Genomic DNA, 26,525 nt, shown 5'->3' on the forward strand with positions numbered 1-26,525 from the left:
GGTTTTACTAAACCCTTGGTTTTCGATAAGATACCAAAAAAATCTATGAATTGACTCAAAAAGACAATTCTCTAATTAAATAATAAGCATTAAAAAATTTTACTCTGCTCCTTTTAAAACCAATAATGGTACACGACTTTCAAAATCTGCTTTTTTAATCGTGTTTTGTTCCCAAAGCTTTTTAAAGAAACCTCTTTTGCGTCTAAAAACACAAATAACATCTGGATTATGTGTGTTTAAATGTTCTAAAACACCTTGAAATAAAGTAGCGTTTTCTGAAGTGCTATAACCTGTCTTTAAAGATTCTAATTCCCTAGAAATCTCTAAATCTTTTGGTGTGAATTTTTTAGTTTTCACTTGTAATAAATGCATGTTAGCTTCAAAAGTAGTAACTATTTTTTCTAAAGGTAATACTGCATTTTTCTTAGTAATAATACCCGATTTAATTGCTGTTAAAACCTTTTTAATTGGTTGAAAAATATATCCTTCCGGAATTATTAAAACTGGAATGTTTGTTTGTTTAACTAGACTTCCTGAGGTTCTTCCTAAAAAAAAGGATTCTTGTAAATCATTTGGCCTTTGCCCTACAATAACTAAATCTATTCCTATCTCTTTATTTAAAACATCTAAACTATCAATAACTCCACCTTTAGCAGATATTATCTTTACATCAATACCTTTAGTGTCTACTTGATCTACAACTGCTTTTACACTTGCAACCTGTTCTCTCGCAATAATACTATCTATATTTATCATTGCTCCTGCTTTTGCTGTTACACTAAAAGCTCTAAAAACAAAAACATTTGCATTCATATCTTTTGCAAAATCTATAGCATATTGTAAGGTGTTTTTTGCATTACTTGATGATCCTATAGGAACTAAAATATTTTTCATTACGTATTATTTAGATTGCAAAAATACAGATTTTATAATAATTGTTACGACCTTTAGTTTTTCTAATTAAATAATTAAACAATTGCACACCAATATTAGCTTGAAAAACATAAATAAATTGGCAATTCCTGCATTGATTTCTGGAGTGTCTGAGCCTATTTTGTCTCTAACAGATACTGCAATTGTAGGAAACATAAGTGTAAATGCTACAGAATCTTTAGCCGCTGTTGGTATTGTTGGTGCTTTTATTTCTATGCTTATTTGGGTTTTAGGGCAAACAAGAAGTGCTATTTCCTCTATCGTTTCGCAATATGTAGGAGCAGATAATGTCGATGCCGTTAAAAACCTTCCTGCACAAGCTATATTTATTATTACTTCTTTAAGCATTCTTATTATTATAAGTACCTATCCTTTTGCTCAACATATTTTTAAACTCTATAATGCCTCTGGCTTAATATTAGATTATAGTGTAGATTATTATAAAATTCGCGTTTTCGGTTTTCCTTTTACTCTTTTTACTATTGCTGTTTTTGGAACTTTTAGAGGCTTACAAAACACTTATTACCCAATGCTTATTGCTGTTATTGGTGCTTCAGCAAATATTATTTTAGACTTTATTTTAGTGTATGGTATTGAACACTATATTCCTGCCATGCATATTAAAGGTGCTGCATATGCAAGTGTATTTGCACAGTTTTTAATGGCAATTTTTTCTGCATATTACCTTTTAACCAAAACTAATATTCCATTACGTTTTAGCTTTCCGTTTAATCCAGAAATAAAACGTTTTATAGGTATGATACTTAATCTTTTTCTACGTACTCTGGCTCTAAATGTAACCTTGTATTTTGCAAGTGCTTTTTCTACAAGCTATGGTAAACAATATATTGCAGCATATACAATTGCTATTAACTTATGGTTTCTTGGTGCTTTTATTATTGATGGTTATGCTAGTGCAGGAAATATTTTATCCGGAAAATTATTAGGAGGAAAAGAATATAAAAACCTCTTAAAACTAAGTAATAAATTAATAAAATACGGAATTATAATAGGACTTATCATTGCATGCTTTGGTGCTCTTTTTTACTATTCTTTAGGAACCCTTTTTACAAAGGACCCAGAAGTACTAAAAGAATTCTATAACATATTCTGGTTGGTACTACTCATGCAGCCACTTTGTGCTTTAGCTTTTATTTTCGACGGTATTTTTAAAGGTTTAGGTAAAATGAAAACCCTTAGAAACGTACTACTCCTTTCTACAGGTCTCGTATTTGTACCTATTCTATTTTGGCTAGATGCTTTAAACTATAAATTATATGGCATTTTTATAGCTTTTACACTATGGATTATCGCCAGAGGATTCCCATTAATCATAAATTTTAGAAAAGAATTTTTACCACTTTCACAAAAGGCGTAACTTTGACTAAACTTTTATCTTAAATATAAAATATGCTGCTTTCCCTTATTCAAGACATAGATATAGAAGAAAAAATACAACACGCGCCAGATGCTAATTATAGCATCGGTGTATTTATTGGTTCTATGTTGCCTTTTATCATTTTAGTGGCTCTTGCTTATTTAATATTTAGATATAATAAAAACAAAAAAGAATAACATGGATATTTTAAATTTTTTAAGCGGAAACGGATTGTTTTTAGTGCTAGGAATAGCACTAGTTATCATCTATTTTTATAACAGAAACAAACGCAGATAATGAGTAACATACGCATTACAAAACAATTTTCATTCGAAACTGGTCACGCGCTTTATGGCTATGATGGCAAATGTAAAAACGTACATGGGCACAGCTACAGGTTATTTGTAACCGTTATTGGTAAGCCAATCAAAGACGCAAACAATGTGAAATTTGGAATGGTTATCGATTTTGGCGATCTAAAAAAAATAGTCAAAGAAGACATTGTTGAAGTTTTTGATCACGCAACCGTTTTTAATAAAAACACACCACATCGCGAGCTTGCCAAAGAATTATCAGACAGAGGGCACAACGTACTTTTGGTAGACTACCAACCAACTAGTGAAATGATGGTTATCGATTTTGCCTCGAAAATAAAAAAACGCCTACCAGAAAACATACAATTACACTCGCTAAAACTGCAAGAAACAGCAACTTCTTATGCAGAATGGTATGCAAGTGATAATGCCTAAATAATTTTGGCGTTACCTAAAAGGTCAGGCTTTCGCAAGTCGCTCTTTACAAGGAGCTCCAACAATTGCTTAATCCTTAACGCTGCATCTAGTTAACTAACAAACATTTTCTATATTTACAGTATGCAAATTCCAAAAGGAAAAAAAATATACTTCGCAAGCGATAACCATTTAGGGGCTCCTACAAAAGAAGCTTCACTACCTCGCGAAAAAAAGTTTGTAGCCTGGTTAGATCATGTAAAACAAGATGCTGCCGCTATTTTTCTTTTAGGAGATTTATTTGATTTTTGGGTAGAATATAAAAATGTAGTTCCTAAAGGCTTTACAAGAACACTTGGTAAACTAGCCGAAATAGCAGATTCTGGCATACCAATCTATTACTTTGTTGGTAATCATGATTTATGGATGAATGGCTATTTTGAAGAAGAACTAAACATCCCTGTTTATCACAAACCCAAAGAATTTACCTTTAATAACAAAAGTTTTTTTATAGGTCATGGCGACGGCTTAGGTCCACATGACAAAGGCTACAAACGCATGAAAAAAGTGTTTACCAACTCTTTGTGTCAATGGTTATTTAAACGCATTTTACATCCAGATTTTGCCATGCGAATCGGGCAATACATGTCTGTAAAAAACAAACTGATTTCTGGAGATGACGACGCAAAATTTTTGGGCAATGATAACGAATGGCTAGTACAATATTGCAAACGTAAGCTAGAAGACAAACATAGAGACTTTTTTGTTTTCGGACATAGACACCTTCCGTTAAACATTGATTTAGAAAACAACGCAAAATACATCAATCTTGGCGATTGGATTCAATATTACACCTATGGTGTTTTTGATGGAGAAACCATGACTTTAGAAACCTTTAAACCATAACACTTGCTAGTAACCGCTTGTATATTTATCCTTTTGGGAACATTAATAAAATATGGCAAATGCTATTTTTTAATTGCTGGTTATAACACCATGACTAATGAAGAAAAAGAAAAGTACCATATAGAAGGAATTGGCAACCCTTTTTAAAAATGTTATGTTTGGTATGGCATTAGTAATAGGTATAGGGTATTTGGCTTCCAAATATTTTGAAAACAACAACCTGCAAAACATCTTTTTCTTTATTTCTCTACTCATTGGAATTCCTTATTTACTTCTCCAATCCAATGCCAAAAAATATAAAAAATAGAAGGTTATTCTTCATTTTCATGTGCTTCAATATCCTTGGTTAAATCCAATTCCCGTAATGGCTTATTTTTAACCCCAATTATCGTAACAATAATAAGAGTAACTGTACCACCAAGAACAACCGCTAAAGGTGCCCCAAAAATACGTGCTGCAATACCACTCTCTAAAGCTCCAAGTTCATTAGAAGAACCAACAAACATAGAATTAACCGCACCAACGCGACCACGCATATTATCGGGGGTTTTAAGTTGGAGAATTGTTTGACGAACCACCATAGAAATACCATCAAAAACTCCAGAAAAAAACAATGCTACAATACTTAGCCAAAATAATTTTGAAGCCCCAAATAGGATCATAAAAACACCGAAACCAAAAATAGAAACCAACAACTTTTTACCTGTATTTTTAGTTATTGGAATATACGTTGTTGCTAACATGGTTAAAATACTTCCTGAAGATAGTGCCGCATTTAATATACCAAAACCTTTGGGTCCAGCATTTAAAACATCTGTTGCAAATACTGCAAAAAGAGCGACTGCACCACCAAATAAAACAGCAATCATATCTAAGGTTAATGCACCTAAAATAACTTTATCGGTAAAAACAAAGCTAAGTCCTGCCCGCAAACTTTCTTTCACAGATTCATTAACACCTTGGTTTAAAATTGGTTTCTTATCAATTTGGAATACCAGTAACAAAGCAATCATTACCAAAACAAAAATAATTCCGAGCGTATAGTTTACTCCTATCCATGCTATAAAAAAACCTCCAAACAAAGCACCAAATACATTCGCTCCTTTCCAGGTACTACTGCTCCATGTTGCAGCATTTGGATAGGCTTTTTTAGGAACGATAAGTGCTATTAAGGAAAAGATTGTTGGCCCAAAAAAAGCACGCAATACACCACCAAAAAACACCAAACTATAAATTCCGTACAAAATGGTTTTTGTTTCCCAAGAAGATTCTATGGTATCTGACGTTAGCCAAAACAAACCAAAACTTATCAATGAAAATAACGCAATACAAAGCGTGAAAAGGTTTCTTTTTTCCTTTTTATCTACAATATGCCCAGCAAATGGGGCTAAAAAGAATGCAGGTAAAAATTCACAAAGACCAATAATACCTAATGCTAATGGGTCTTTTGTTAAAGCATAAACCTGCCATTCAATTACTACAAATTGCATGGACCAGCCAAAAACTAAAGCAAAACGCACCAATAAAAAAACATTAAATTCTTTAAACCTTAGCGCTTCATAGGGATCTTTTCTTGCCATAAACTTATGCTTTTAAATCTCTTAGTTTTAATTGCAAAGACACATTGCCTTGCCAATGATTTTCATCCACAGAATACACTGCTTTAAATCGTTTTTTGTTTGTTATAAGATCTAGCTTGTTTCCTAAACCAAAACCAATACAAACTATTTTATCTGCTTGCGGTTGTGTTACAGTAATTCTTAAATGCTTATCGTCTTCACCAACACATTTTCCGTAGCCTGTATCTTGTAAATCTTCGGTTACAAAAATGGGTGTCATATTTCCTGGACCAAAAGGAGCAAATTGTTTAATAATTCGCCATAACCTTCCATCTACTTGACGTAAATCTATCTTTCTATCTATTTTTATTTCTGGAGTCATTAAAGACTTGGCTATCGTTTTAGAGACTACCGCTTCAAAAGCCTGTTTAAAAGCTTCGTAGTTTTCTTCTTTTAAAGTTAAACCAGCAGCATATTTATGTCCACCAAATTGTTCTATATGTGTTGCGCAAGCTTCCAAGGCATTGTATACATCAAAACCAGAAACCGAACGTGCCGAAGCAGCCAATTTATCACCACTTTTAGTAAACACTAAAGTGGGTCTGTAATAGGTTTCAATTAATCGAGAAGCCACAATACCAATAACGCCTTTGTGCCAAGTTTCATGGTAAACAACAGTAGTAAAACCTTCCTGTTCTTTATGTTCTTCAATTTGTTGAAGTGCTTCTTCCGTAATGCGTTTATCTGCATCTCGTCTATCGGTATTAAATGTTTCAATCTCGGTAGCATATTTTTCGGCCAAAGCAAAATCCATTTCGGTTAATAAGGTTACCGCGTAATTACCGTGTTTCATTCTTCCGGCAGCATTAATTCTTGGTGCAACGGTAAATACAACATCTGTTATGGTTAATTCTGTTTTTTTTACCTGATTAATTATAGCTTGAATTCCTGGTCTCGGATTGGCATTTATTACTTGCATACCAAAATAGGCAAGAGTTCTGTTTTCACCTGTTATAGGAACAATATCTGCTCCAATTGCAGTAGCTACCAAATCTAGATATTGGGTTAAGTCTTCTACTTTTTTATTTTGTTTGCTAGCTAAAGCTTGAATAAGTTTAAAACCTACACCACAACCACAAAGTTCTTTATACGGATAATTACAATCCCCTCTTTTAGGATCTAAAACAGCAACAGCATCTGGCAAATTTTCTCCAGGTCTATGGTGATCGCAAATAATAAAATCGATGCCTTTTTCTTTAGCATATGCTACTTTATCAATCGCTTTTACACCACAGTCTAATGCAATAATTAATGTAAAATCATTGTCTTTTGCAAAGTCAATTCCTTGATAAGAAACGCCATAACCTTCGTCATAACGATCAGGTATATAGGTTGCTATACGGTCTACTCTAGTTTTTAAATACGAAGACATTAATGCCACAGAAGACGTACCATCTACATCATAATCGCCAAATACCAATATATTTTCTTTTTGAAGAAATGCGTGTTCAATTCGAGCAACAGCCTTGTCCATATCTTGCATTAAAAAAGGATCATGCAAATCGGCTAAGCTAGGTCTAAAAAACGTTTTTGCATCCTCATAAGTATCTATACCACGTTGTAAAAGTAGAGTTGCAACCACTTCATCTACCTGAAGCGCTTTTTGTAAAGCTTCTAATTTTTTAGTTTCCGGTTTTGGTTTGATTGTCCAACGCATACACTAATATAGAAAATTTTCGCTATTTATTATGAAGATGAACAGAAGTTTTTACGGTAGCAAACTTTCTAAACATTTCCATAACACCGCAATATTTTTCAACCGATAAATTAACAGCCTTATTAATTTTAGATTCGTTTAGCTCTTTTCCAGTAAAATGATATTCAACAGTTACTGTATGGTAGTATTTTGGATGTTCATCGGTAAGCTCTCCTTCTACAGTCATATAAAAACCTTCTACAGAAGCTTTCATTTTTTCTAAAACAGAAACCACATCTAAACCAGAACAACCAGCTAAAGAAGAAAGCATCATAGCTTTTGGAGCCATTCCTGAATTGGTTCCTCCAAATTCTTCAGAAGCATCCATCATTATAGAATCCCATCTTGGGTTATCAGATTCAAAAACCATATTCCCTTTCCAATTGGCTGTAATTTTATCAGACATTGTATTATTTTTTTTGTTTATTGTTACATCAAAAATACCACTAAAAAAAAGATTATGCCATTAGTTACACCATTATCTGCCGACCATGACTTAGAAACCAAAGCGTTAGCAGAATTTTTTAACGAAACATTAGGTTTTTGCCCAAATTCGGTACTTACCATGCAACGTCGCCCTGCTATTAGCAAGGCATTTATTCATTTAAACAAAGCCGTTATGGCTAATGAAGGTAAAGTCACCTCTGCTTTAAAACGAATGATTGCTTGGGTTTCTAGTAACGCTACAGGTTGTAGGTATTGTCAAGCACATGCTATTCGTGCTGCAGAGCGTTATGGCGCAGAACAAGAACAGTTAGATAATATTTGGGAATACAGAACCCATCCTGCATTTAATGAAGCAGAACGTGCTGCTTTAGATTTTTCTCTTGCTGCTAGTCAAGTACCAAATGCTGTAGATGCCGAGATACAAAAACGATTACATGCACATTGGACAGAAGGCGAAATTGTAGAAATGCTAGGAGTAATTTCTCTTTTTGGTTATTTAAATAGGTGGAATGATAGTATGGGAACAACCCTTGAGGGAGATGCTATTGAAAGCGGAAACCAATTTTTAGGAAAACACGGATTTGAAGTTGGAAAACATGTGTAGATAGTAGGGAGTTGTTGTTTTCAGTTTGCTTACTCTTCTAAATAAGATATAAACCTTGCTAGAGATAGTGAGGTTTATTAGGATAAAATATTTTGTGTTATTCTCTGCAACTCAGGAACCACATCGATTTCAAACCAAGGGTTTTTACTTTTCCAAAATCTATTGGTTGGTGAAGGATGCGGAATAGGAAAATACTTAGGTAAGTATTCTTTATAATTCGCAACCGTTTCGGTTAGTGTTTTTTTAGCATCCTTTTTTAAATAATATTTTTGCGAATACATTCCAATTAAAAGAATCAATTTTACATTTGGCATTTTTTCTAATAAAGCTCCATGCCATTCTGGTGCACATTCTTTTCTTGGTGGTAAGTCTCCTGTTTTTCCTTTTCCTGGATAACAAAAACCCATTGGCATAATGGCAAATTTGTTTTCATCATAAAAATCTTCATCGGTTACTCCTAACCATTTTCTTAATTGTCTTCCGCTAGGATCATTCCAGGCAATTCCAGTTTTATGCACACTAGTTCCTGGTGCTTGTCCTATAATAATAATTTTAGATTCTATATTTCCTGTTACTATTGGTCGTGGACCAAGTGGTAAATGTGCTTCACAAATAGCACATTGTCTTATTTTGTGCAGTAAATCTTCCATTGTATGAGAAATAATTTTTTCACTTTTTCACCAAAGGAAAGCTTTCAAAAACCAAACCTTCAAAACTAGTATTCATAAAATTTCTAATATTTTGATGCCCTTCTCCGTTTGGGTCTTTTAAAACATCTTTAAAATAAAAAGCACCAAAACATGCTAGCGTTTCTTCTTTAGATAATCCTTCTGTTATTGCAAAAGCAAACAATTTACAGGAACCAGAATTTTGTCCTTCGGCATTTTCTAAAGGACCATTTTTAAATGCTTTTGGTGTGAATTCATAATTCGTTTCAATAACATCCATAGTTTCTGAAAACACAATAGTCCTTGGAGTTGTTTTTAATTTATTTTTGAATGTTTGTATATCCATTTTCATCTTTAAATTGTTATTCTAAAAAAGAAAACAACTTTCTTATTTTTTAGGATTTCCTCCAACCACAACTACAATTTCTCCTTTTGGCGGTTTATTTGTGTAGTATTCTAAAACTTCTTTTGCTGTTCCTCTAACCGTTTCTTCGTATAGCTTTGTTAATTCTCTAGAAACAGAAACCTGTCTTTCTTCTCCAAAATATTCTGAAAAATGGGTGAGTGTTTTTATAAGCTTATGTGGACTTTCGTAAAAAATCATGGTTCTGGTTTCTTCAGCTAGAAGTAATAATCTAGTTTGTCTTCCTTTTTTTACAGGAAGAAAACCTTCAAAAACAAATTTATCATTTGGCAAACCACTATTAACTAATGCTGGTACAAAAGCGGTTGCTCCAGGCAAACAGTCTACCTTTATACCATTTTCTAAACAAGCTCTGGTTAGTAAAAAACCTGGGTCTGAAATAGCTGGAGTTCCAGCGTCACTTATTAATGCAATTGTAGTTCCTGCTTTTAGTTTTTGTATTAAACCTTCCACCGTTTTATGCTCATTATGCATATGATGGCTTTGCATTGGTGTGCCAATCTCGAAATGCTTTAAAAGCTTACCAGAAGTTCTAGTATCTTCGGCTAAAATAAGATCTGCTTCCTTTAAAACCTCAATAGCTCTAAAGGTTATGTCTTTAAGGTTTCCTATTGGTGTTGGAACAATATATAGTTTACTCATTACTCAAACTTACTTTCAATGAGTTCTAAAAGGCGTGCTTCTACTTCCTCTTTTCCTATCCAGTTATTATAATCTGGTTTTACCATTGTTTGAATAAAACTTTGTGCAGCTTCAAAAGATTCGGAAGTATTTATTTGCGAAATTACACGATCATAATCTTCATTTTTATTGTCAAAAAGATGTTTTATAAAAGCTATTTTATCATTTAAACCAATATGTAATGCTCCCGTTTTAAGTTTTTCATTTAACGACTTTTTTTCATTCGTTTTATTAACTTTTTCAAAAACAGGCATTTCTGTAAAATCGGCAGTAATTTCATCTAAATCATTTTTATGAAACTGTGTTTTTGGTATTACCTTTTCTAAAAAATCATCCACCTGATGTGTTTCACTAGGCATTTGAGCTACCATGTCTTTTATTTTTTCGATAGCAGGTTCCATGATGGCTTCATTCTCATTATCATCCATATTTACATAGATTTTATCTTCAATCTCTATGTTATCACTAACCTTATTATTAAAAGCAGTATCTAGCATTCCGAAAAAAGAAGAATCATTACCAATTGTAGGTAAGCTTTCCTCAAAATTTTCCTGTGCAAATTTTAATACCGTAAGTTTTTCATAAAGTGCTGCAACCTCTTCATGCATTTTATTAACGTCTTCTTTTCCTTTTAGCTTTAAAATTCTATGAGCAATACTCATTAATTCAGATTCTAACTTCTTCTTCATGATTTAATAAATTTTAATTTTTTCAATATAATGCAATTTAGGCTTTTGATTTTTAATAAATTTACGCCACCTTTATGCAAACGAAAAACTAGTTTCGTTGCAGTGATAAAATTACAAAATGTTTCTTGAAAATACAGTAAATCAAAAAGAACAATTTGGTTGGATTGAAGTAATCTGCGGATCTATGTTCTCTGGCAAAACCGAAGAGTTAATACGTAGGCTTAAACGTGCGCAATTTGCAAAGCAAAGAGTCGAAATCTTTAAACCAGCTATAGACGTACGTTACGACGAAGAAATGGTGGTATCTCATGATGCTAACGAAATTCGCTCGACGCCAGTTCCTGCTGCTGCTAATATTCCTATTTTAGCAGACGGTTGTGATGTGGTTGGTATTGACGAAGCGCAATTTTTTGACGATGAAATTGTACGCGTGTGTAATGATTTAGCAAACAAAGGTATTCGTGTAATAGTTGCTGGTTTAGATATGGATTTTAAAGGAAACCCCTTTGGACCAATGCCAAACCTTATGGCAACTGCAGAATACGTTACCAAAGTGCATGCTGTTTGTACTAGAACCGGTAATTTGGCACAATATAGCTTTAGAAAATCGCAAAACGACAAATTGGTATTACTTGGTGAAACGGAAGAATATGAGCCTTTAAGTCGCGCTGCATATTACAAAGCTACCATGCGTGAAAAAATAAAGAGTATGAAAGTGCAAGGAGCTGAAGAAATTTCTTCCAAAGAAAACAAACCCAATGTCTAAAGTGCAAGAAACAATACTTGAAATAGATTTAAAAGCACTTTCTCACAACTACAAACATCTTAAATCTAAAATACAGCCAAAAACAAAATTTTTAGCTGTTGTAAAAGCGTTTGCTTATGGAAGTGATGCAATAGAAGTAGCAAAACACCTTCAAAATTTAGATGTAGATTCATTTGCTGTAGCATATGTAAATGAAGGTGTTGCTCTACGTGATGCAGGAATAACAAAACCTATTCTAGTATTACATCCTCAACCTATTCATTTTAAAACCATTATTGAACGCTGTTTAGAACCTAGCATATATAGTCTAAAAATTTTAAAAGAATTTATAAACGTTGCTTCTAAAGAAAAACAACAGAAATATCCAATTCATATAAAATTTAATACCGGATTAAATAGGTTAGGCTTTAATGCCGAAAAAGTAGACGAAATAATTACCATACTTCAAAAGACAGAAACAATAAAAATAGCATCTATCTTTTCGCATTTAGCAGCAAGTGAAGACCTTAACGAAAAGGAATTTACTTTAAATCAAATGAATAAGTTTAAAGCGATTGCAGAAAGATTTATCGAGCAGATTTCGTATCAACCAGTCCTTCATATTTGCAACACATCTGGAATACTAAACTATCCCGAAGCACATTTTAATATGGTAAGAAGTGGTATTGGTTTATATGGATTTGGAAATTCTGAAAAAGAGAACAAAAATCTATTACCTATTGCGTCCCTTAAAACTATTATTTCGCAAATTCACATTATAAAAAAGGGAGAATCGCTAGGTTATAATAGAGCATTTACCGCAAACAAAACCACTAAAACGGCAACACTACCTATTGGTCATGCAGACGGTATTGGTAGACAGTATGGAAATAAAATTGGCTTTGTAACGATAAACAATAAAAAGGCTCCTATTGTTGGTAATGTTTGTATGGACATGATTATGGTAGATATAACCAACATCGATTGTAAAGAAGGAGATGAAGTTATCGTTTTTGGCGGCATTACAACTGCCGAAACTTTAGCAAAAGAAACAAACTCAATTTCTTATGAGTTACTTACGGCTATATCTCAACGGGTAAAACGAGTATTTCGTCGTTAAAATCTCTTTTCATAAAATTTATCATTTAGATTTTGTTAAAATTTTAAGTAAATTGCTGCTTAATTAATTAACTATAAAACACTAAATCATGTTAAAAGAATTTAAAGAATTTATTACAGGTGGAAACGTAATTGAGTTTGCTGTTGCTGTAATTATGGCAGGAGCAATTGGAGCGGTTGTAACTGGGTTTGTAAACAATATTGTTATGCCGTTTGTTGGTCACTTTACAGGAGGAACAGACTTTGCAGACAAAAAAATCATTCTTGATGAAGCTATTGTAGATGCAGCAGGAGTAGTAACAACTCCAGAAAACGCAATTATGTGGGGAAGTTGGATAAACACAATTATTAACTTATTAATAGTTGGTTTAGTTATGTTTTTAATTGTAAAAGCATACAACAAAACTAAAAAACCTGTAGAAGCTCCAGCACCAGCAGGACCATCTCAAGAAGATTTACTTGCAGAAATTAGAGATTTATTAAAAAAGTAATTTTCTTTAATAGAACACTATAATTATATATTATTCATATAATTACTTAAAAAGCCTCATTTAATTTAAAATGAGGCTTTTTTTATACTTCATTTTTAACAAAAAAAACACAGTATATTAAATGTTTGCATTAATAAATGATATAATTTTGTAAACTAAATTTTTAATAAAATGAAAGTAGCTGTAGTTGGTGCCACTGGAATGGTTGGCGAAGTTATGAGACGAGTGCTTGTAGAACGTAATTTTCCTGTAACAGAATTTATTCCTGTTGCATCAGAAAGATCTGTTGGTAAAGAAATTGAATTTAATGGGAAAAAATACACTATTGTAGGTCTACAAACAGCTGTAGAAATGAAACCAGACATTGCAATATTTTCTGCAGGAGGAAGCACCTCTCTAGATTGGGCTCCAAAATTTGCAGAAGTAGGAACTGTTGTAATAGACAATTCTTCTGCCTGGAGAATGGATCCAACAAAAAAACTTGTAGTTCCAGAAATTAATGCAAAAGAACTTACTAAAGAAGATAAAATTATTGCCAATCCTAATTGTTCTACTATTCAATTAGTACTAGCGCTATCTTCACTTCATGAAAAATACAAAATGAAACGTGTAGTTATATCTACATATCAATCTGTTTCTGGTACAGGAGTTAAAGCTGTACAGCAATTAGAAAACGAAATAAAAGGTATTGAAGGAGAAATGGCTTACCCATATCCTATTGGACGAAATGCTTTACCGCATTGTGATGTTTTTGAAGAAAACGGCTATACAAAAGAGGAAATGAAACTTGCTAGAGAACCTCAAAAAATATTTAACGACAGAACTTTTTCGGTAACCGCAACAGCAGTTCGAATACCAACAGCAGGAGGTCACTCGGAAGCAGTAAATGTTGAATTTGAAAATGATTTCGATTTAAACGAAGTAAGACAATTATTAAGTCAAACTCCTGGAGTTGTCGTTCAGGACAATACAGCAGCAAACGAATATCCAATGCCAATTTTTGCTAATGGTAAAGATGAAGTTTTTGTTGGAAGACTTAGAAGAGATGAAACACAACCAAACACATTAAATATGTGGATTGTTGCAGATAATTTACGAAAAGGAGCAGCAACAAACGCTGTTCAAATTGCAGAATATTTAGTAGAAAATCATTTAGTTTAAATATATAAAACAACTTTAACATAATTATTACTGTAGTTTAACCTGTTTAACATATCGTTTACATAAAAAATCGTACCTTAATAGCCATTTTTAAATCTATGGCTAAAAAGGTACTTTCTATTCTCTCTTGTTTTTTTCTTAGCATACTATTTTATGCTTGTGACTCAGATGACAACTACGTGGCCAACGAAGTGCCAGAAATTTCACCTGTAGTTTTTGATATTACTCAAGTGCCTTACGCTACCCTTTCAGAATACAACTTTTTTGAAGGCGACATCCAAAACTTAAACCCCGTTTATGGTGTATTGCCTTACGATTTACGTTCCACGCTTTTTTCAGACTATGCTAAAAAAAAACGATTTATCTGGATGCCTAATGATGTGAAAGCAAATTACATTAGCGATAGTGATATTTTAGATTTTCCGATTGGAACCGTTCTAATAAAGAATTTTTATTACAACAACGTATTGCCTGAAAATAAATCGAAGATTCTAGAAACTAGGTTAATGATTAAAAAAGACGACAGTTGGATCTTTGCAAACTACATTTGGAATGATTCGCAAACTGAGGCGGTTTTTGATTTAAGCGGAAGCGTTGTAAGTATGGATTGGAATGAAAATTCTATAACAAATCATGTAGAGTATAGAATACCAAGCGAATCTCGTTGTCACACATGTCATAAAACTGGAGATACTTCTATACCTATTGGGCCTAAACCTAGAAATTTATTCTTAAATTATAACTATGAAGATGGCTCCATGAATCAACTGCAAAAATGGGCGGAATTTGGTTATCTTAACACTAATTACCCTTCTAATGTAGAGGCGCTACCAAAATGGGATGATACCACTTTATCGCTAGATTTAAGAGCACGAGCTTACCTAGAAATTAATTGTGCACATTGCCACTCGGAAGAATCCCATTGTGCTTATAGACCTGTTCGATTTAATTTTAATGCTACCTCAGATCCATTAAACATGGGAGTTTGCGTAGTTCCAGACACAGATCTAGGTGTAGGTTTAACTTATATTGTAGAGCCACGAAGCACCAGAAATTCTGTCCTATTTTATAGGTTAAATGAAACCGAAGAATCTGTAAGAATGCCACTTTTAGCGAGAACCTTAAGGCATCAGGAAGGAATTGAATTAATTGAAGAATGGATTAATTCATTAAATATAAATTGTAACTAATTATCAAAACCATGAAAAAAATTACACTAATTATCGCTTTTCTTATTAGCAGTACCTCTGTTATTGGCCAAGTATTAAATGAAGATGCTAATTGGCCAAATTCCAATTGGGATTTAGACGGATCATTTGACGATGCTTCAAATATTTTCACAGGAAACCCAACAATAGTAGGTGGTTCTTCTAGTTTTTCTTATGACGAAGATGAAGCAGGAGGATCTTCTATAAATAATATTGGTGTTCAATCACCAACAATTAATTTAGTAAATGCATTTAATGCTGGAGAAACGGCATTAACTATTACCTCAACTTATGTTTTAAATGTTTACACGGATGAATCTTTAAATATACAATATTGGGATCAAGATGCTACTTCTTGGGTAAATTGGGGACCAATTTATACTAATAACAGTAGTGGTGATGTTCCAACTGTAGATTTTTGTTCAGGTGAAAGAGCAGTATTTAATCCTGGCGAGTTAGACATTTCTGGCTTTTCAAATAATCAACTTCAAAATTTTAGATATCGTATTTATTATGACGACAATGGAGCTTATGGTTGGGGAGTTTGTTTTGATTCTCCAAATATATCATCTGTAGCACCACCAAATTGCCCAAATATTTCTGATTTAAGTATTTGTATAATAACCGATTCTTCTGCTAATATTAGCTGGTCAGCTGGTTCTAATGAAATTGCATGGGAAATTGCTGTAACACCACAAGGTTCTGGTGCTCCAACTTCTGGAACTCCAACTAGTTCGAATGATTCTTATTCTGTAACTGGACTTTCAGCTAGTACTGGATATGAGGTTTATGTTAGAGGGAATTGTTTAGACGGTAGCGGATTTAGTTCATGGATTTCCATGCCATTTACAACAAATGCAACTTCACCTACCCCTGGTGCTTTTATTTTCACTCAAGACAGTAGTATTTCTATGTCTGGAACAAGTTATGCCGCTGTAGATATGAATAATGATGGACTTGATGATTTAGTTGCTGCAACCTCTTCTAATGTAAGAATAGCTTACCAAACAACAAATGGTTGTTTCGATGAGGCTATCTATACTGCTTCTACCACATATGGTCCTGGTTGGAGTATTGCTGCTGGAGATTTAAACAAAGACGGTTATAACGATTTATTATATGGCGCAGGAAATGGCGTTTCTTTTCTTACGAATAATGGTGACGGAACAGGTTTTACAAATTCCTTTAATACAGTTGCTTCAGCAGATGTGTTTTCACAACGTTCTAATTTTATTGATATTAATAACGATGGAAATTTAGATGCATTTGTTTGTCATGATGTAGAACCAAACGTGTATTTTATTAATGATGGTAGTGGAGCTATAACTTATTATCAAGGGGCCTCATCTATTTTGCCAAATGGTTTAGGAACTCATGCTAATGGCGGAAATTATGGTACTGTGTGGATTGATTATGATAATGATGGTGATATGGACATGTTTATTGCTAAGTGTAGAGGAGGAAATATTACACACAAAATAAATGAATTATGGCAAAACCAAGGAGTAGATATAAATGGTAATGTAACTTTTATTAATGTAGCAGATTTAGGTCACTATGCTGCCACATTCCCTACACAAGGACATAACAATAGTTCTGGGCTTGGGGATCCTGTGCAAACTTGGTCTTCTGCTTGGGCAGATTATGATAATGATGGTGATTTAGACGTATATGTTGGTGCTAGTTCTAGCTCAGATGGTTCTCATAAATACATGCTTAACAATGGCGATGGTACATTTTCTAATGCAACTAGTGGAGCTGGATTTGATAGCGCACCTTATGGTATTGAAAATGCTCCAGCAGATTTTAATAATGATGGATATGTCGATATTTTATCTAATGGTAACATTCTGTTAAATGATGGTGATAATACTTTTACTTTAGTAAGTGCAAATATGCCTCCTAGTGGTGCTATTGGTGATGTTAATGATGATGGTTTCTTAGATGTATTTAGACAAAATATGTATTTAAACAATGGTGGAAACGGAAACAATTGGATTAAAATTAGACCACAAGGAATACTAAGTAATTCTAATGGTATTGGAGCAAGACTAGAAATTGTTACAGCTTTAGGAACTCAAATAAGGGAGATTCGTAGTGGTGAAGGTTTTGAATATATGAGTACATTATTTGCACATTTTGGGATTGGTACAGATACCGAAATTACTAGCTTGACCATTAAATGGCCGTCAGGAACTGTCGATGTAATTCTTAACCCTGCTATTAATGAAACCATAACAGTAGCTGAAGGAGATTATCCGCTTAGTGTAAATAATAATTCATTAGAAGGAGACCTTGTAATTTATCCAAACCCAGCAAAAGATATCGTTAATATTAATGCTTCGGTAGAATTAAATAATGCTACTTATACTATCTATGATATTACTGGAAAACAAATCCTAAATGCAGACTTAATAGATAAGGCGATTAATGTTTCCAAATTAAATACAGGAATATACATTTTACAGATTACAGTAGATGGAAAACAAAAAACACAAAAGCTAATCAAACAATAAACATATAATAATATCTTAAAAGCTCTAATATTAATTTATTAGAGCTTTTTTTATGTTATTTTTATACCATCAAACTTTATTATTATGAAAAAAATAACACTTTGTTTAATTACACTAATAACCATAATGTCTTGTAAAGAAGAAAAGAAAAAGGTAGAAAGAAAGATAACTGTAAACTATCCAGAAACCAAAAAAGTAGATACCGTTACCAATTACTTTGGCACAGCTATTAAAGATCCTTACAGATGGTTGGAAGATGATAGAAGCACAGAAACCGAAACTTGGGTAAAAGATCAAAACCAATCTACATTTGGTTATTTAGACAATATACCTTACCGAAAAGAATTAAAAGATCGCTTTGAAAAACTTTGGAATTACGAAAAAATAGGCGCACCATTTAACGAAGGCGATTACACCTATTTTTATAAAAATGATGGCTTACAAAACCAATATGTTATTTATAGATATAAAAAAGGAAGCAACCCGGATACTGCAGAAGTATTTCTAAATCCAAATACTTTTTCTAAAGATGGAACCGTTTCTCTAGGAGGAACTAGTTTTTCGAAAGACGGAAAAACATTAGCTTATTCTATTTCGGAAGGTGGAAGTGATTGGCGAAAAATATTAATAATGAATGCCGAAACGAAAGAAATTATAGAAGACACCTTGGTAGACATTAAATTTAGTGGGATGTCTTGGTATAAAAACGATGGTTTTTATTATTCTAGCTACGATAAACCAAAAGGAAGCGAGCTTTCGGCAAAAACAGATCAACACAAAGTGTATTATCATAAAATAGGAACTCCTCAAAAAGAAGATGCCCTTATTTTTGGAGGCACAAAAGCACAAAAACACAGATATATCTACGGAAGCGTTACAGAAGACGATAGGTATTTATTAATTTCACCTAGAGTATCTACCTCTGGAAACAAACTTTACATTAAAGACCTATCTAATCCAAATAATCCTTTAGTTACTATTTTAGATCACACAGATAGTGACACTTACGTTATAGACAACATTGGCAGCAAACTTTATTTAGTCACAAATTTAAATGCTCCGAACCAAAAAATAGTAACAGTGGATGCCTCGAATCCAACTCCAGAAAACTGGGTGGATTTTATTCCAGAAACAGAATATGTTTTAAGCCCTTCAAAAGGAGGCGGGTATTTCTTTACAGAATATATGGTAGATGCTATTTCAAAAATAAAACAATACGATTATGACGGAAAATTCGTAAGAGATATACAACTTCCAGGAGTAGGAAATGCAGGAGGATTTGGTGGTAAAAAAGAAGAGAAAATAGATTATTATTCCTTTACAAATTATAATACACCATCAAGCATCTATAAATACGATATGGTAACTGGTACTTCAGAATTATACTGGAAACCAAACATAGATTTTAACCCAGAAAATTATACCAGCAAACAAGTATTTTACAACTCTAAAGATGGTACAAAAGTACCTATGATAATTACACACAAAAAAGGTGTTGAACTAAACGGAAAAAACCCAACTATTCTTTATGGTTATGGCGGTTTCAATGTAAGCCTTAACCCTTCTTTTAGTATTGCTAATGCAGTTTGGATGGAACAAGGCGGCATTTATGCAGTTCCAAATCTTCGTGGTGGTGGAGAGTATGGAAAAGAATGGCACAAAGCAGGAACCCAACTAAAAAAACAAAATGTATTCGACGATTTTATTGCCGCAGCAGAATACCTAATAGCAAACCATTATACTTCTAGTGATTATTTAGCAATTAGAGGTGGTTCTAATGGTGGGTTATTAGTTGGTGCAACCATGACGCAAAGACCAGATTTAATGAAGGTAGCACTACCAGCAGTTGGTGTTTTAGATATGTTACGTTACCACACATTTACAGCAGGAGCTGGCTGGGCTTACGATTATGGTACAGCTGAAGATAATAAAGAAATGTTTCAATACCTTAAAAATTACTCACCAGTACACAACGTAAAAAAAGGCGTGCAATACCCAGCAACACTAGTAACCACTGGAGATCATGACGATCGCGTTGTACCAGCACACAGTTTTAAATTTGCTGCAGAATTACAAGACAAACAAACAGGAAATAACCCAACCCTTATACGCATTGAAACAGATGCTGGACATGGCGCTGGAACTCCTGTAAGTAAAACGATAGAACAATATGCAGATATTTTTGGTTTTACATTATATAATATGGGCTATGATATGCTTCCAAGTAAAATAAAAGAATTTAAAGACTAACTAAGAAATCTAATACTTTATTTAGACCTGTCTAGTTTTAAAAAACGGACAGGTCTTTTCTAAATTTACACATGCTTCAAGTAAAAAATCTCACCTTTTCCTATAACAAAACACCAGTCTTAAAAGATGTTTCTTTTGCTGTAAAACCAGGAGAACACCTTTCTATTATTGGAGAAAGTGGTTCTGGAAAAAGCACCTTACTAAAAGTTTTATATGGAGAATATGATACCTTAAAAGGGAGTGTTTTCTGGAAAAATGAAGCAATTCTTGGCCCAGAACACAATCTCGTTATTGGTTATGATTTTATGAAATACGTAGCACAAGAATTCGACTTGATGCCTTTTATTTCTGTAGAAGAAAACATAGGGAAATTCTTATCTCGTTTTTATCCAGAAGAAAAACAAAAACGTGTAGCAGAGTTAATGAAGGTAGTAGAACTTACCAACGTTGCAAAAACCAAAGTAAAATTGCTTAGTGGCGGACAAAAACAGCGCGTGGCACTTGCAAGAGCTTTAGCAAAAGAACCTGAAATTATTTTACTAGATGAACCCTTTAGTCATATCGATAATTTTAAAAAACAATCCCTGCGTAGAAGCGTTTTTAAATATTTAAAAAAAAATAACATTGCTTGTATTGTTGCTACACATGATAAAGAAGATGTTTTGGGTTTTGCCGATAAAATGATTGTTTTAAATAACCACAAAATAGCCGTTCACGATACTCCAGAAAATTTATACAAAAACCCAAAAACCGCTTTAACAGCTTCGTTTTTTGGTGAATTTAATGTGATAAATAATGCAATAGTTTATGCGCATCAATTACAAGTAGTTGATAAATCTAATTTAAAAGCAACTGTTATTAAAAGTTATTTTAAAGGAAATTATTATTTGGTGGAGGCAGGTTTAGAAGATAAAACTGTTTTATTCGAGTCTCCAAAACCACTTCCTATAGATTCTAATGTATACCTGAAAACATCAAAATAACAGCTCTTAAAAAAGTAAGTGAAAGATGTTTAATTTTAGATATTTAAAGGATAATGAAATTACTTTTATTTCTAACCGAATAAATAGAACAAAAAAAGCGCTTTTAGGTTTATTTATCTTAGTTTTTATAATCATTACTATTGTTGCCTTTTTTGTATACAGCGAACTAGACGCAACAAACTACGCAATTAATGTAATATTTGGTGTTTTAATATTACTTCTTTATTTTCTAAATTGGTTTGTCAAAGGTTATAAAGAGCATGTTATAGACAGAAAAGTGCAAAAATCGGAAGGCTTTTACAAACGTATCTACGAACAACATGGTAAAAACGGAAGATACTACGACACTATAAATGGTATAAAAATTAAAATCCCTTGGCATTGGAGAAGCTATCTTAAAGCTCAGAAAGAAAAAGTTACTTTCGAGTTTATTGTTAGGGATGGAGCTGTTGCTTTTAATGAAGGCGCTTCACTATATTTAATTTCAGTAAACGATACATTATCCTTGGATTATGAATTGAAAAACGGACTTAAAAAAACAAAGCCAATTTCTTTTATAAATATGGCAAGTATCGTGTTAATTATTCCTATTAGTGTAATTTTATACATGAATCGCGATATAAACACTATTCAAAATTTTCTTCAATTAACAAAAACAGAAAAAGACATCCTTACGCTTAATGCTTCTGAAGACATCCTCCAGATACAAGCTCCTAATTACATTACAATAAAAAATGCTTGGGTCTATCAATATAAGCGTCCTTATGATTTATATGGGGAAAACTATGTCATCACAAAAGCAGAAAGAGACCGTATTTATTACAACCCTTCTTCGCATGCAAATTATCAATATTACTTGCCAGCTAAAGCGTTTACAAAACCAGAAAAAGAAAGCTTTAAAAAGCAATTAAAAGAAAACATGGAACAGTTTGGTTTTCAACAAAAAATGGACTCTAGCTTATGGGAAAAATCGATAAGTATTGCTTTTAAAAGTCAAATGTCAGACTATAAAAAACGTATATTTAGAGCAAAAAGGATGGATTCTGTTTTTAACGAGTTAAAACCAAAAACAAGTCTTCTTAAACTTTATGACAATTGTTTTAATCCTTCTGAAAAAAAAACCTATTCTATTAAAAGCAGTTTAGAAAAAACATATGTTATTCGTGGTTTTTACTACCCAAAAAAGAATACCATTATCAGTTTTGAAGAACAAGAAAACAAAAGAAAAGAAATTAAAAATGCTTGCTTATTATTTTGTTTTTGTGCTATAATTGCAGCCCTTTTTATTGTTTCCATTTTTAAAATAGCTTCTAATTCTATCCTTAAAAAAAGACTTGTAGAAGCACAATTAAATATTAATACTGGAGATCCTAGGATACAAAAATGATTTTATTTTAAAATACTTTTTTTATTTTAATCGCTTGCTCCCTAAAACTAAAAACATCCCCAACCGTTTTTCCTAATAACAATTTACCAATTGGTGTATTGGCAGAAATAGCATAAAAAGAAATATTATCTATTTTTAATTCCCCAGCACTAATAGCAACAAAATAATTGTTTTGAGTGGTATAAATAACAGATCCTAAACTTATGGTTTTTGAAGTTTTTGAGGCATCTACTTTAGAAAGGACTTCTTTTAACTTTTGAGTTCCGGCAAGTTGTTGCCCAATTTTTTCGCGCTCTAATTGTAACATAGCACGACCTGTTTCGTGCTTATCGCCTGCACTACTTTTAGTTTCACTAGTTAAAGATTCTTGGATTTCTTGGATTTTATTTTTTATTGTTTGTAGTTTCTCTTCTACAAACAATGCGCATTGGTTATATAATTGTTCTTTTATTTTCAATCTGTTTACTTGCTTTTATTATAATCTAAAACTCCAATATAACGCATTTGATTTATAGTCCATTTTTTTCGTGATTCGATATAACTTGAAGCTGGATTTGCTTTATATTTTCTTGGATTTGGTAAAATAGCAGCAATAGCAGCCGCTTCTTGTTGCGATAATTGAGAAGCCGATTTATTAAACCAATATTGAGAAGCAGCTTCTACACCATAAATACCATTTCCCATTTCAATACTATTTAAATAGACTTCCATAATGCGTTCTTTAGACCATATTTTCTCAATTAAAAATGTGAAATAGGTTTCTAAACCTTTGCGCAACCAACTGCGTTCTGGCCAAAGAAAAACATTTTTTGCGGTTTGCTGACTTATCGTACTTCCTCCCTTTATGCGTTTGCCTTTTTTATTGTACTGAAAAGCTTTTTCAATAGCCTTAAAATCGAAACCATTATGTTTTAAAAAGTTTTGATCTTCATTGCATATTACGGCAAGTTGTATTTTTTTTGAAATTTTATCTATAGAAACCCAATCGTGTTTCCAAACGATGTCTTTACCTTCTTGATTTTGTTGAAACCCTCTAATTACCATTAAAGGTGTAGCAGGAACAGGGGCTTTTTTATACACAAAAACCATTACAATAGACAATACGAACAACCAAAAAATACATTTTAATATAAATCTAAAAAGTCTTTGCAACAGATTGTCTTGCTTATTTTTTCTTCGCAACGCCATTATACTAAATCTGCTAATTCTTTACCCACTAAACTACCAATAGCAACTCCCATTCCGCCTAAACGTACACCACAAAACACATTATTGCTAAGTTGTTTTACTATGGCTTTTTTCTGGCTTCCAACTCCCATAATACCACTCCATCGATGCTCGATTTCAAAGCTTGTATTTGGCAAAATAGTAGTTTTTAAAAGCATTTCAAGTTGGTTTTGAATTATAGCTGTTTGTTCTAAAACTGTAGTTTCTTCGGTTTTAAAATCTAGGTTTCTTCCACCTCCAAATAAAATACGATCCTCAATATTTCTGAAATAATAATAGCCCTTATCTAAATGAAAAGTTCCTTTTATATTAAGATTTTTTATTGGTTTGGTAATTAATACTTGTGCTCTTGCAGGTTTTACTTCAGAAATATCCAATTGCGAAGCAAAACCGTTTGTTGCTATTAATAGTTTGGATGTTATAAATGAGAATTGATCTGTTTCTAGTTTTACCGAATTAATGTCTTCTGAAAAATTAGTAACCGATATATTATTCCATATTTTAATGCCCTTTGAAAGTACTTTCTGAAGTAAGGCATGCATCATTTTTCCGGTATCTATTTGTCCTTCAAACTTGTTAAAAATATAAGTCTCTTGTATATTTTTAAAATGGAAACTATTATTTTTTAAACTAAAAACATCGTTTTTAAATATGGGTTTCAATAATGTATTAATGGTTTGTTTTTTTGAAATACAATCTTCAAACAATTTAGAATCTTCTTTTGTAAACAGCTCGTAACCTCCAAATTGTTTATAGTTAATTGTTTTATCTCCAAGCGTTTTTCTTAATAGCTTTAGGCCATTAACGCGTTTTTTAATGAGCTGTATCACTTCTTCTTCGGAGTGTGTGTTTAAATCGTCTAGAATTTCACTTAGACTGCCAAAACATGCAAATCCAGCATTTTTGGTGCTTGCTCCTTGTGGTAGGGTTCCTTTTTCAAGTATAAGAATATTTGCTTTTGGGTATTTTTCTTTTAGTTGCAATGCACAATTTAAGCCAACAATTCCGCTACCAACAATGGTATAATCTATATTCGTGAGCCATGTTTTTATTTCCCAGTAACTTAAGTTCATGAGGTAAAGTTAGGGTTTTAATTTGAAGTTACGCTTTGTGTTAAGGATAGTAGCGGCATCCTTTTTGTTTTTACAAAAAGATATAGCGAATAGCCTGACTTTTGCTTTTGGGGCAAAAGTAACACCAAAAAAAACTCCGAAATTGCTTTCGGAGTTCTTTGTATTTATTCTTCTTCTGTTGGTGGTTGCATTTCAAAATCTTCCATGAATTTAGTAGTATAATTTCCTGCTAAATAGTCTGGATGATCCATTAATTGTCTGTGAAAAGGAATGGTTGTTTTTATTCCTTCAATAACGAACTCGTCTAGAGCACGTTTCATTTTATTAATGGCTTCTTCTCTAGTTTGCGCTGTGGTAATTAACTTTGCAATCATAGAATCGTAATTTGGAGGAATGCTATACCCTGCGTACACATGCGTATCTAAACGCACTCCATGTCCTCCTGGAGCGTGTAATGTTGTTATTTTTCCTGGTGAAGGTCTAAAGTTGTTAAATGGATCTTCTGCGTTAATACGGCATTCTATAGAGTGTAATTGTGGTAAATAGTTTTTACCAGAAATTGGCACTCCTGCTGCTACAAGGATTTGCTCACGAATAAGATCGAAATCGATTACTTGTTCTGTAATTGGGTGTTCAACTTGTATACGTGTATTCATTTCCATGAAGTAGAAATTTCGGTGTTTATCTACTAGAAATTCTACGGTTCCTGCACCTTCGTATTTAATGTATTCTGCTGCTTTAACTGCTGCTTCTCCCATTTTTTTACGTAATGCTGTAGTCATAAAAGGAGAAGGAACTTCTTCTGTTAATTTTTGGTGACGACGTTGAACAGAGCAATCTCTTTCGGATAGGTGACATGCACGACCTGTAGAGTCTCCAACGATTTGAATTTCGATATGGCGAGGCTCTTCGATAAGCTTTTCCATATACATATCATCGTTACCAAATGCAGCTTTAGATTCTTGTCTTGCAGAATGCCAAGCGTCTTTAAGGTCTTCTTTTTTCCAAACGGCACGCATACCTTTTCCACCACCACCAGCAGATGCTTTAAGCATAACTGGATAACCGGTTTCTTCGGCTGTTTTTTCGCAAGTTTCATAGTCTTCAATAACACCTTCACTTCCTGGTACTACTGGTACTCCTGCGGCTATCATGGTTGCTTTGGCATTGGCCTTGTCTCCCATTCTGTCTATCATCTCTTCAGATGCACCAATAAATTTTATATTGTGTTCTTCGCAAATTTTAGAAAATTTAGCGTTTTCAGATAAGAATCCATATCCAGGATGTATTGCATCTGCATTGGTAATTTCTGCAGCCGCAATAACATTAGACATTTTTAAGTACGATTCGCTACTTGCTGCAGGACCAATACATACTGCTTCGTCGGCAAATTTAACATGTAGGCTATCTGCATCTGCTGTAGAATATACAGCAACTGTTTTAATGCCCATTTCTTTACAGGTTCTAATGACACGTAGTGCTATTTCCCCTCTATTGGCAATTAGTATTTTTTTAAACATAACTTTTTGTATTAAAAATTTCAAATTCCAAGCTCCAAATTCCAAATATTGGATTTTAAGATTTGTTTATTG

The 26,525-nt window shown here is 33.0% G+C and carries 27 protein-coding genes; 15 read left to right on the forward strand and 12 right to left on the reverse strand.

From position 1 onward, the window contains the following. Positions 1–99: 99 nt before the first annotated feature. Positions 100–894, reverse strand: coding sequence for a universal stress protein (locus tag Q4512_RS02525; protein ID WP_303421296.1), 795 nt, complete (start codon positions 892–894; stop codon positions 100–102). 82 nt (positions 895–976) lie between these two features. Here Q4512_RS02525 and Q4512_RS02530 point away from each other — a divergent pair, with 82 nt between their 5' ends. From Q4512_RS02530 to Q4512_RS02550, 5 genes are all read left to right on the forward strand, one after another. Continuing rightward, positions 977–2,311 carry an MATE family efflux transporter gene (locus Q4512_RS02530; RefSeq protein ID WP_303421297.1) on the forward strand — a complete coding sequence of 445 codons (1,335 nt, stop codon included), beginning with the start codon at positions 977–979 and terminating at the stop codon, positions 2,309–2,311. Positions 2,312–2,343: 32 nt separating this feature from the next. Further along, complete coding sequence (locus Q4512_RS02535) at positions 2,344–2,508, forward strand: hypothetical protein (protein ID WP_303421298.1); 165 nt, start codon at positions 2,344–2,346, stop codon at positions 2,506–2,508. Positions 2,509–2,607: 99 nt separating this feature from the next. Continuing rightward, entirely contained in the window at positions 2,608–3,060 is a 453-nt protein-coding gene (locus tag Q4512_RS02540; protein WP_303421299.1) for a 6-carboxytetrahydropterin synthase, read from the forward strand. A gap of 123 nt (positions 3,061–3,183) precedes the next feature. Continuing rightward, positions 3,184–3,945, forward strand: a complete 762-nt coding sequence (locus Q4512_RS02545; protein ID WP_303421301.1) for a UDP-2,3-diacylglucosamine diphosphatase — start codon at positions 3,184–3,186, stop codon at positions 3,943–3,945. A gap of 33 nt (positions 3,946–3,978) precedes the next feature. After that, positions 3,979–4,092, forward strand: coding sequence for a DUF3784 domain-containing protein (locus Q4512_RS02550; protein ID WP_303421302.1), 114 nt, complete (start codon positions 3,979–3,981; stop codon positions 4,090–4,092). A 164-nt stretch (positions 4,093–4,256) separates the two neighbouring features. Here the strand turns inward: Q4512_RS02550 and Q4512_RS02555 are convergent, their stop codons facing one another. From Q4512_RS02555 to Q4512_RS02565, 3 genes are read right to left on the reverse strand one after another with little or no spacing between them, the layout of a single operon-like run. Beyond that, complete coding sequence (locus tag Q4512_RS02555; protein WP_303421303.1) at positions 4,257–5,525, reverse strand: MFS transporter; 1,269 nt, start codon at positions 5,523–5,525, stop codon at positions 4,257–4,259. Positions 5,526–5,529: 4 nt separating this feature from the next. Next, positions 5,530–7,221 carry a single-stranded-DNA-specific exonuclease RecJ gene (gene recJ / locus Q4512_RS02560; protein ID WP_303421304.1) on the reverse strand — a complete coding sequence of 564 codons (1,692 nt, stop codon included), beginning with the start codon at positions 7,219–7,221 and terminating at the stop codon, positions 5,530–5,532. 22 nt (positions 7,222–7,243) lie between these two features. Continuing rightward, the gene (locus Q4512_RS02565; protein ID WP_303421306.1) at positions 7,244–7,666 is read right to left on the reverse strand and encodes an OsmC family protein; all 423 of its coding nucleotides are present in this window, start codon (positions 7,664–7,666) and stop codon (positions 7,244–7,246) included. A 54-nt stretch (positions 7,667–7,720) separates the two neighbouring features. Here Q4512_RS02565 and Q4512_RS02570 point away from each other — a divergent pair, with 54 nt between their 5' ends. Next, on the forward strand, positions 7,721–8,311 hold the full coding sequence (locus Q4512_RS02570; protein ID WP_303421308.1) for a carboxymuconolactone decarboxylase family protein: 591 nt from the start codon (positions 7,721–7,723) through the stop codon (positions 8,309–8,311). A 77-nt stretch (positions 8,312–8,388) separates the two neighbouring features. Here the strand turns inward: Q4512_RS02570 and Q4512_RS02575 are convergent, their stop codons facing one another. The 4 genes from Q4512_RS02575 to Q4512_RS02590 are packed head-to-tail and all read right to left on the reverse strand — an operon-like array spanning position 8,389 to position 10,773. Continuing rightward, positions 8,389–8,961: a uracil-DNA glycosylase family protein gene (locus tag Q4512_RS02575; RefSeq protein WP_303421310.1), complete on the reverse strand. Its 573-nt coding sequence runs from the start codon at positions 8,959–8,961 to the stop codon at positions 8,389–8,391. A 19-nt stretch (positions 8,962–8,980) separates the two neighbouring features. Continuing rightward, a complete protein-coding gene (locus Q4512_RS02580) occupies positions 8,981–9,325 on the reverse strand; it encodes a HopJ type III effector protein (protein ID WP_303421822.1) in 345 nt (114 codons plus the stop codon). A 42-nt stretch (positions 9,326–9,367) separates the two neighbouring features. Beyond that, a complete protein-coding gene (rsmI, locus tag Q4512_RS02585; protein ID WP_303421311.1) occupies positions 9,368–10,045 on the reverse strand; it encodes a 16S rRNA (cytidine(1402)-2'-O)-methyltransferase in 678 nt (225 codons plus the stop codon). After that, the gene (locus Q4512_RS02590; RefSeq protein WP_303421312.1) at positions 10,045–10,773 is read right to left on the reverse strand and encodes a hypothetical protein; all 729 of its coding nucleotides are present in this window, start codon (positions 10,771–10,773) and stop codon (positions 10,045–10,047) included. The genes rsmI and Q4512_RS02590 overlap by 1 nt, the downstream gene beginning before the upstream one ends. A 118-nt stretch (positions 10,774–10,891) precedes the next feature. Here Q4512_RS02590 and Q4512_RS02595 point away from each other — a divergent pair, with 118 nt between their 5' ends. From Q4512_RS02595 to Q4512_RS02635, 9 genes are all read left to right on the forward strand, one after another. Further along, positions 10,892–11,539: a thymidine kinase gene (locus Q4512_RS02595; RefSeq protein WP_303421314.1), complete on the forward strand. Its 648-nt coding sequence runs from the start codon at positions 10,892–10,894 to the stop codon at positions 11,537–11,539. Then, positions 11,532–12,638: an alanine racemase gene (gene alr, locus Q4512_RS02600; protein WP_303421315.1), complete on the forward strand. Its 1,107-nt coding sequence runs from the start codon at positions 11,532–11,534 to the stop codon at positions 12,636–12,638. Before Q4512_RS02595 ends, alr begins: the two co-directional genes overlap by 8 nt. Before the next feature lie 88 nt (positions 12,639–12,726). Further along, on the forward strand, positions 12,727–13,128 hold the full coding sequence (mscL, locus tag Q4512_RS02605) for a large conductance mechanosensitive channel protein MscL (protein WP_303421317.1): 402 nt from the start codon (positions 12,727–12,729) through the stop codon (positions 13,126–13,128). A 171-nt stretch (positions 13,129–13,299) separates the two neighbouring features. Then, positions 13,300–14,289: an aspartate-semialdehyde dehydrogenase gene (locus Q4512_RS02610; RefSeq protein WP_303421318.1), complete on the forward strand. Its 990-nt coding sequence runs from the start codon at positions 13,300–13,302 to the stop codon at positions 14,287–14,289. 98 nt (positions 14,290–14,387) lie between these two features. Next, positions 14,388–15,479 (forward strand): hypothetical protein, encoded by a 1,092-nt coding sequence (locus tag Q4512_RS02615; RefSeq protein ID WP_303421320.1) that lies wholly within the window; start codon positions 14,388–14,390, stop codon positions 15,477–15,479. An 11-nt stretch (positions 15,480–15,490) separates the two neighbouring features. Beyond that, positions 15,491–18,013 carry an FG-GAP-like repeat-containing protein gene (locus Q4512_RS02620; RefSeq protein ID WP_303421321.1) on the forward strand — a complete coding sequence of 841 codons (2,523 nt, stop codon included), beginning with the start codon at positions 15,491–15,493 and terminating at the stop codon, positions 18,011–18,013. Between the two features lie 84 nt (positions 18,014–18,097). After that, on the forward strand, positions 18,098–20,263 hold the full coding sequence (locus tag Q4512_RS02625; protein WP_303421323.1) for a prolyl oligopeptidase family protein: 2,166 nt from the start codon (positions 18,098–18,100) through the stop codon (positions 20,261–20,263). Between the two features lie 71 nt (positions 20,264–20,334). Further along, a complete protein-coding gene (locus Q4512_RS02630; RefSeq protein WP_303421324.1) occupies positions 20,335–21,246 on the forward strand; it encodes an ABC transporter ATP-binding protein in 912 nt (303 codons plus the stop codon). Between the two features lie 25 nt (positions 21,247–21,271). Continuing rightward, entirely contained in the window at positions 21,272–22,633 is a 1,362-nt protein-coding gene (locus Q4512_RS02635; RefSeq protein ID WP_303421325.1) for a hypothetical protein, read from the forward strand. A 7-nt stretch (positions 22,634–22,640) separates the two neighbouring features. On the opposite strand, the gene Q4512_RS02640 is transcribed toward Q4512_RS02635, so the two are convergent. The 4 genes from Q4512_RS02640 to accC all read right to left on the reverse strand — a co-directional run bounded on the left by Q4512_RS02640 (position 22,641) and on the right by accC (position 26,453). Then, positions 22,641–23,090: a 3-oxoacyl-ACP synthase gene (locus Q4512_RS02640; protein ID WP_303421326.1), complete on the reverse strand. Its 450-nt coding sequence runs from the start codon at positions 23,088–23,090 to the stop codon at positions 22,641–22,643. A 5-nt stretch (positions 23,091–23,095) separates the two neighbouring features. After that, the gene (mtgA, locus tag Q4512_RS02645) at positions 23,096–23,788 is read right to left on the reverse strand and encodes a monofunctional biosynthetic peptidoglycan transglycosylase (protein WP_303421824.1); all 693 of its coding nucleotides are present in this window, start codon (positions 23,786–23,788) and stop codon (positions 23,096–23,098) included. Between the two features lie 32 nt (positions 23,789–23,820). Next, positions 23,821–24,933 carry an FAD-binding oxidoreductase gene (locus Q4512_RS02650; protein ID WP_303421328.1) on the reverse strand — a complete coding sequence of 371 codons (1,113 nt, stop codon included), beginning with the start codon at positions 24,931–24,933 and terminating at the stop codon, positions 23,821–23,823. Positions 24,934–25,097: 164 nt separating this feature from the next. Beyond that, positions 25,098–26,453, reverse strand: coding sequence for an acetyl-CoA carboxylase biotin carboxylase subunit (gene accC, locus Q4512_RS02655; RefSeq protein WP_303421330.1), 1,356 nt, complete (start codon positions 26,451–26,453; stop codon positions 25,098–25,100). Between the last annotated feature and the right edge of the window lie 72 nt (positions 26,454–26,525).

Origin of the sequence: Oceanihabitans sp. 2_MG-2023, assembly GCF_030547245.1 — a bacterium.
Taxonomy (GTDB): Bacteria; Bacteroidota; Bacteroidia; order Flavobacteriales; family Flavobacteriaceae; genus Oceanihabitans.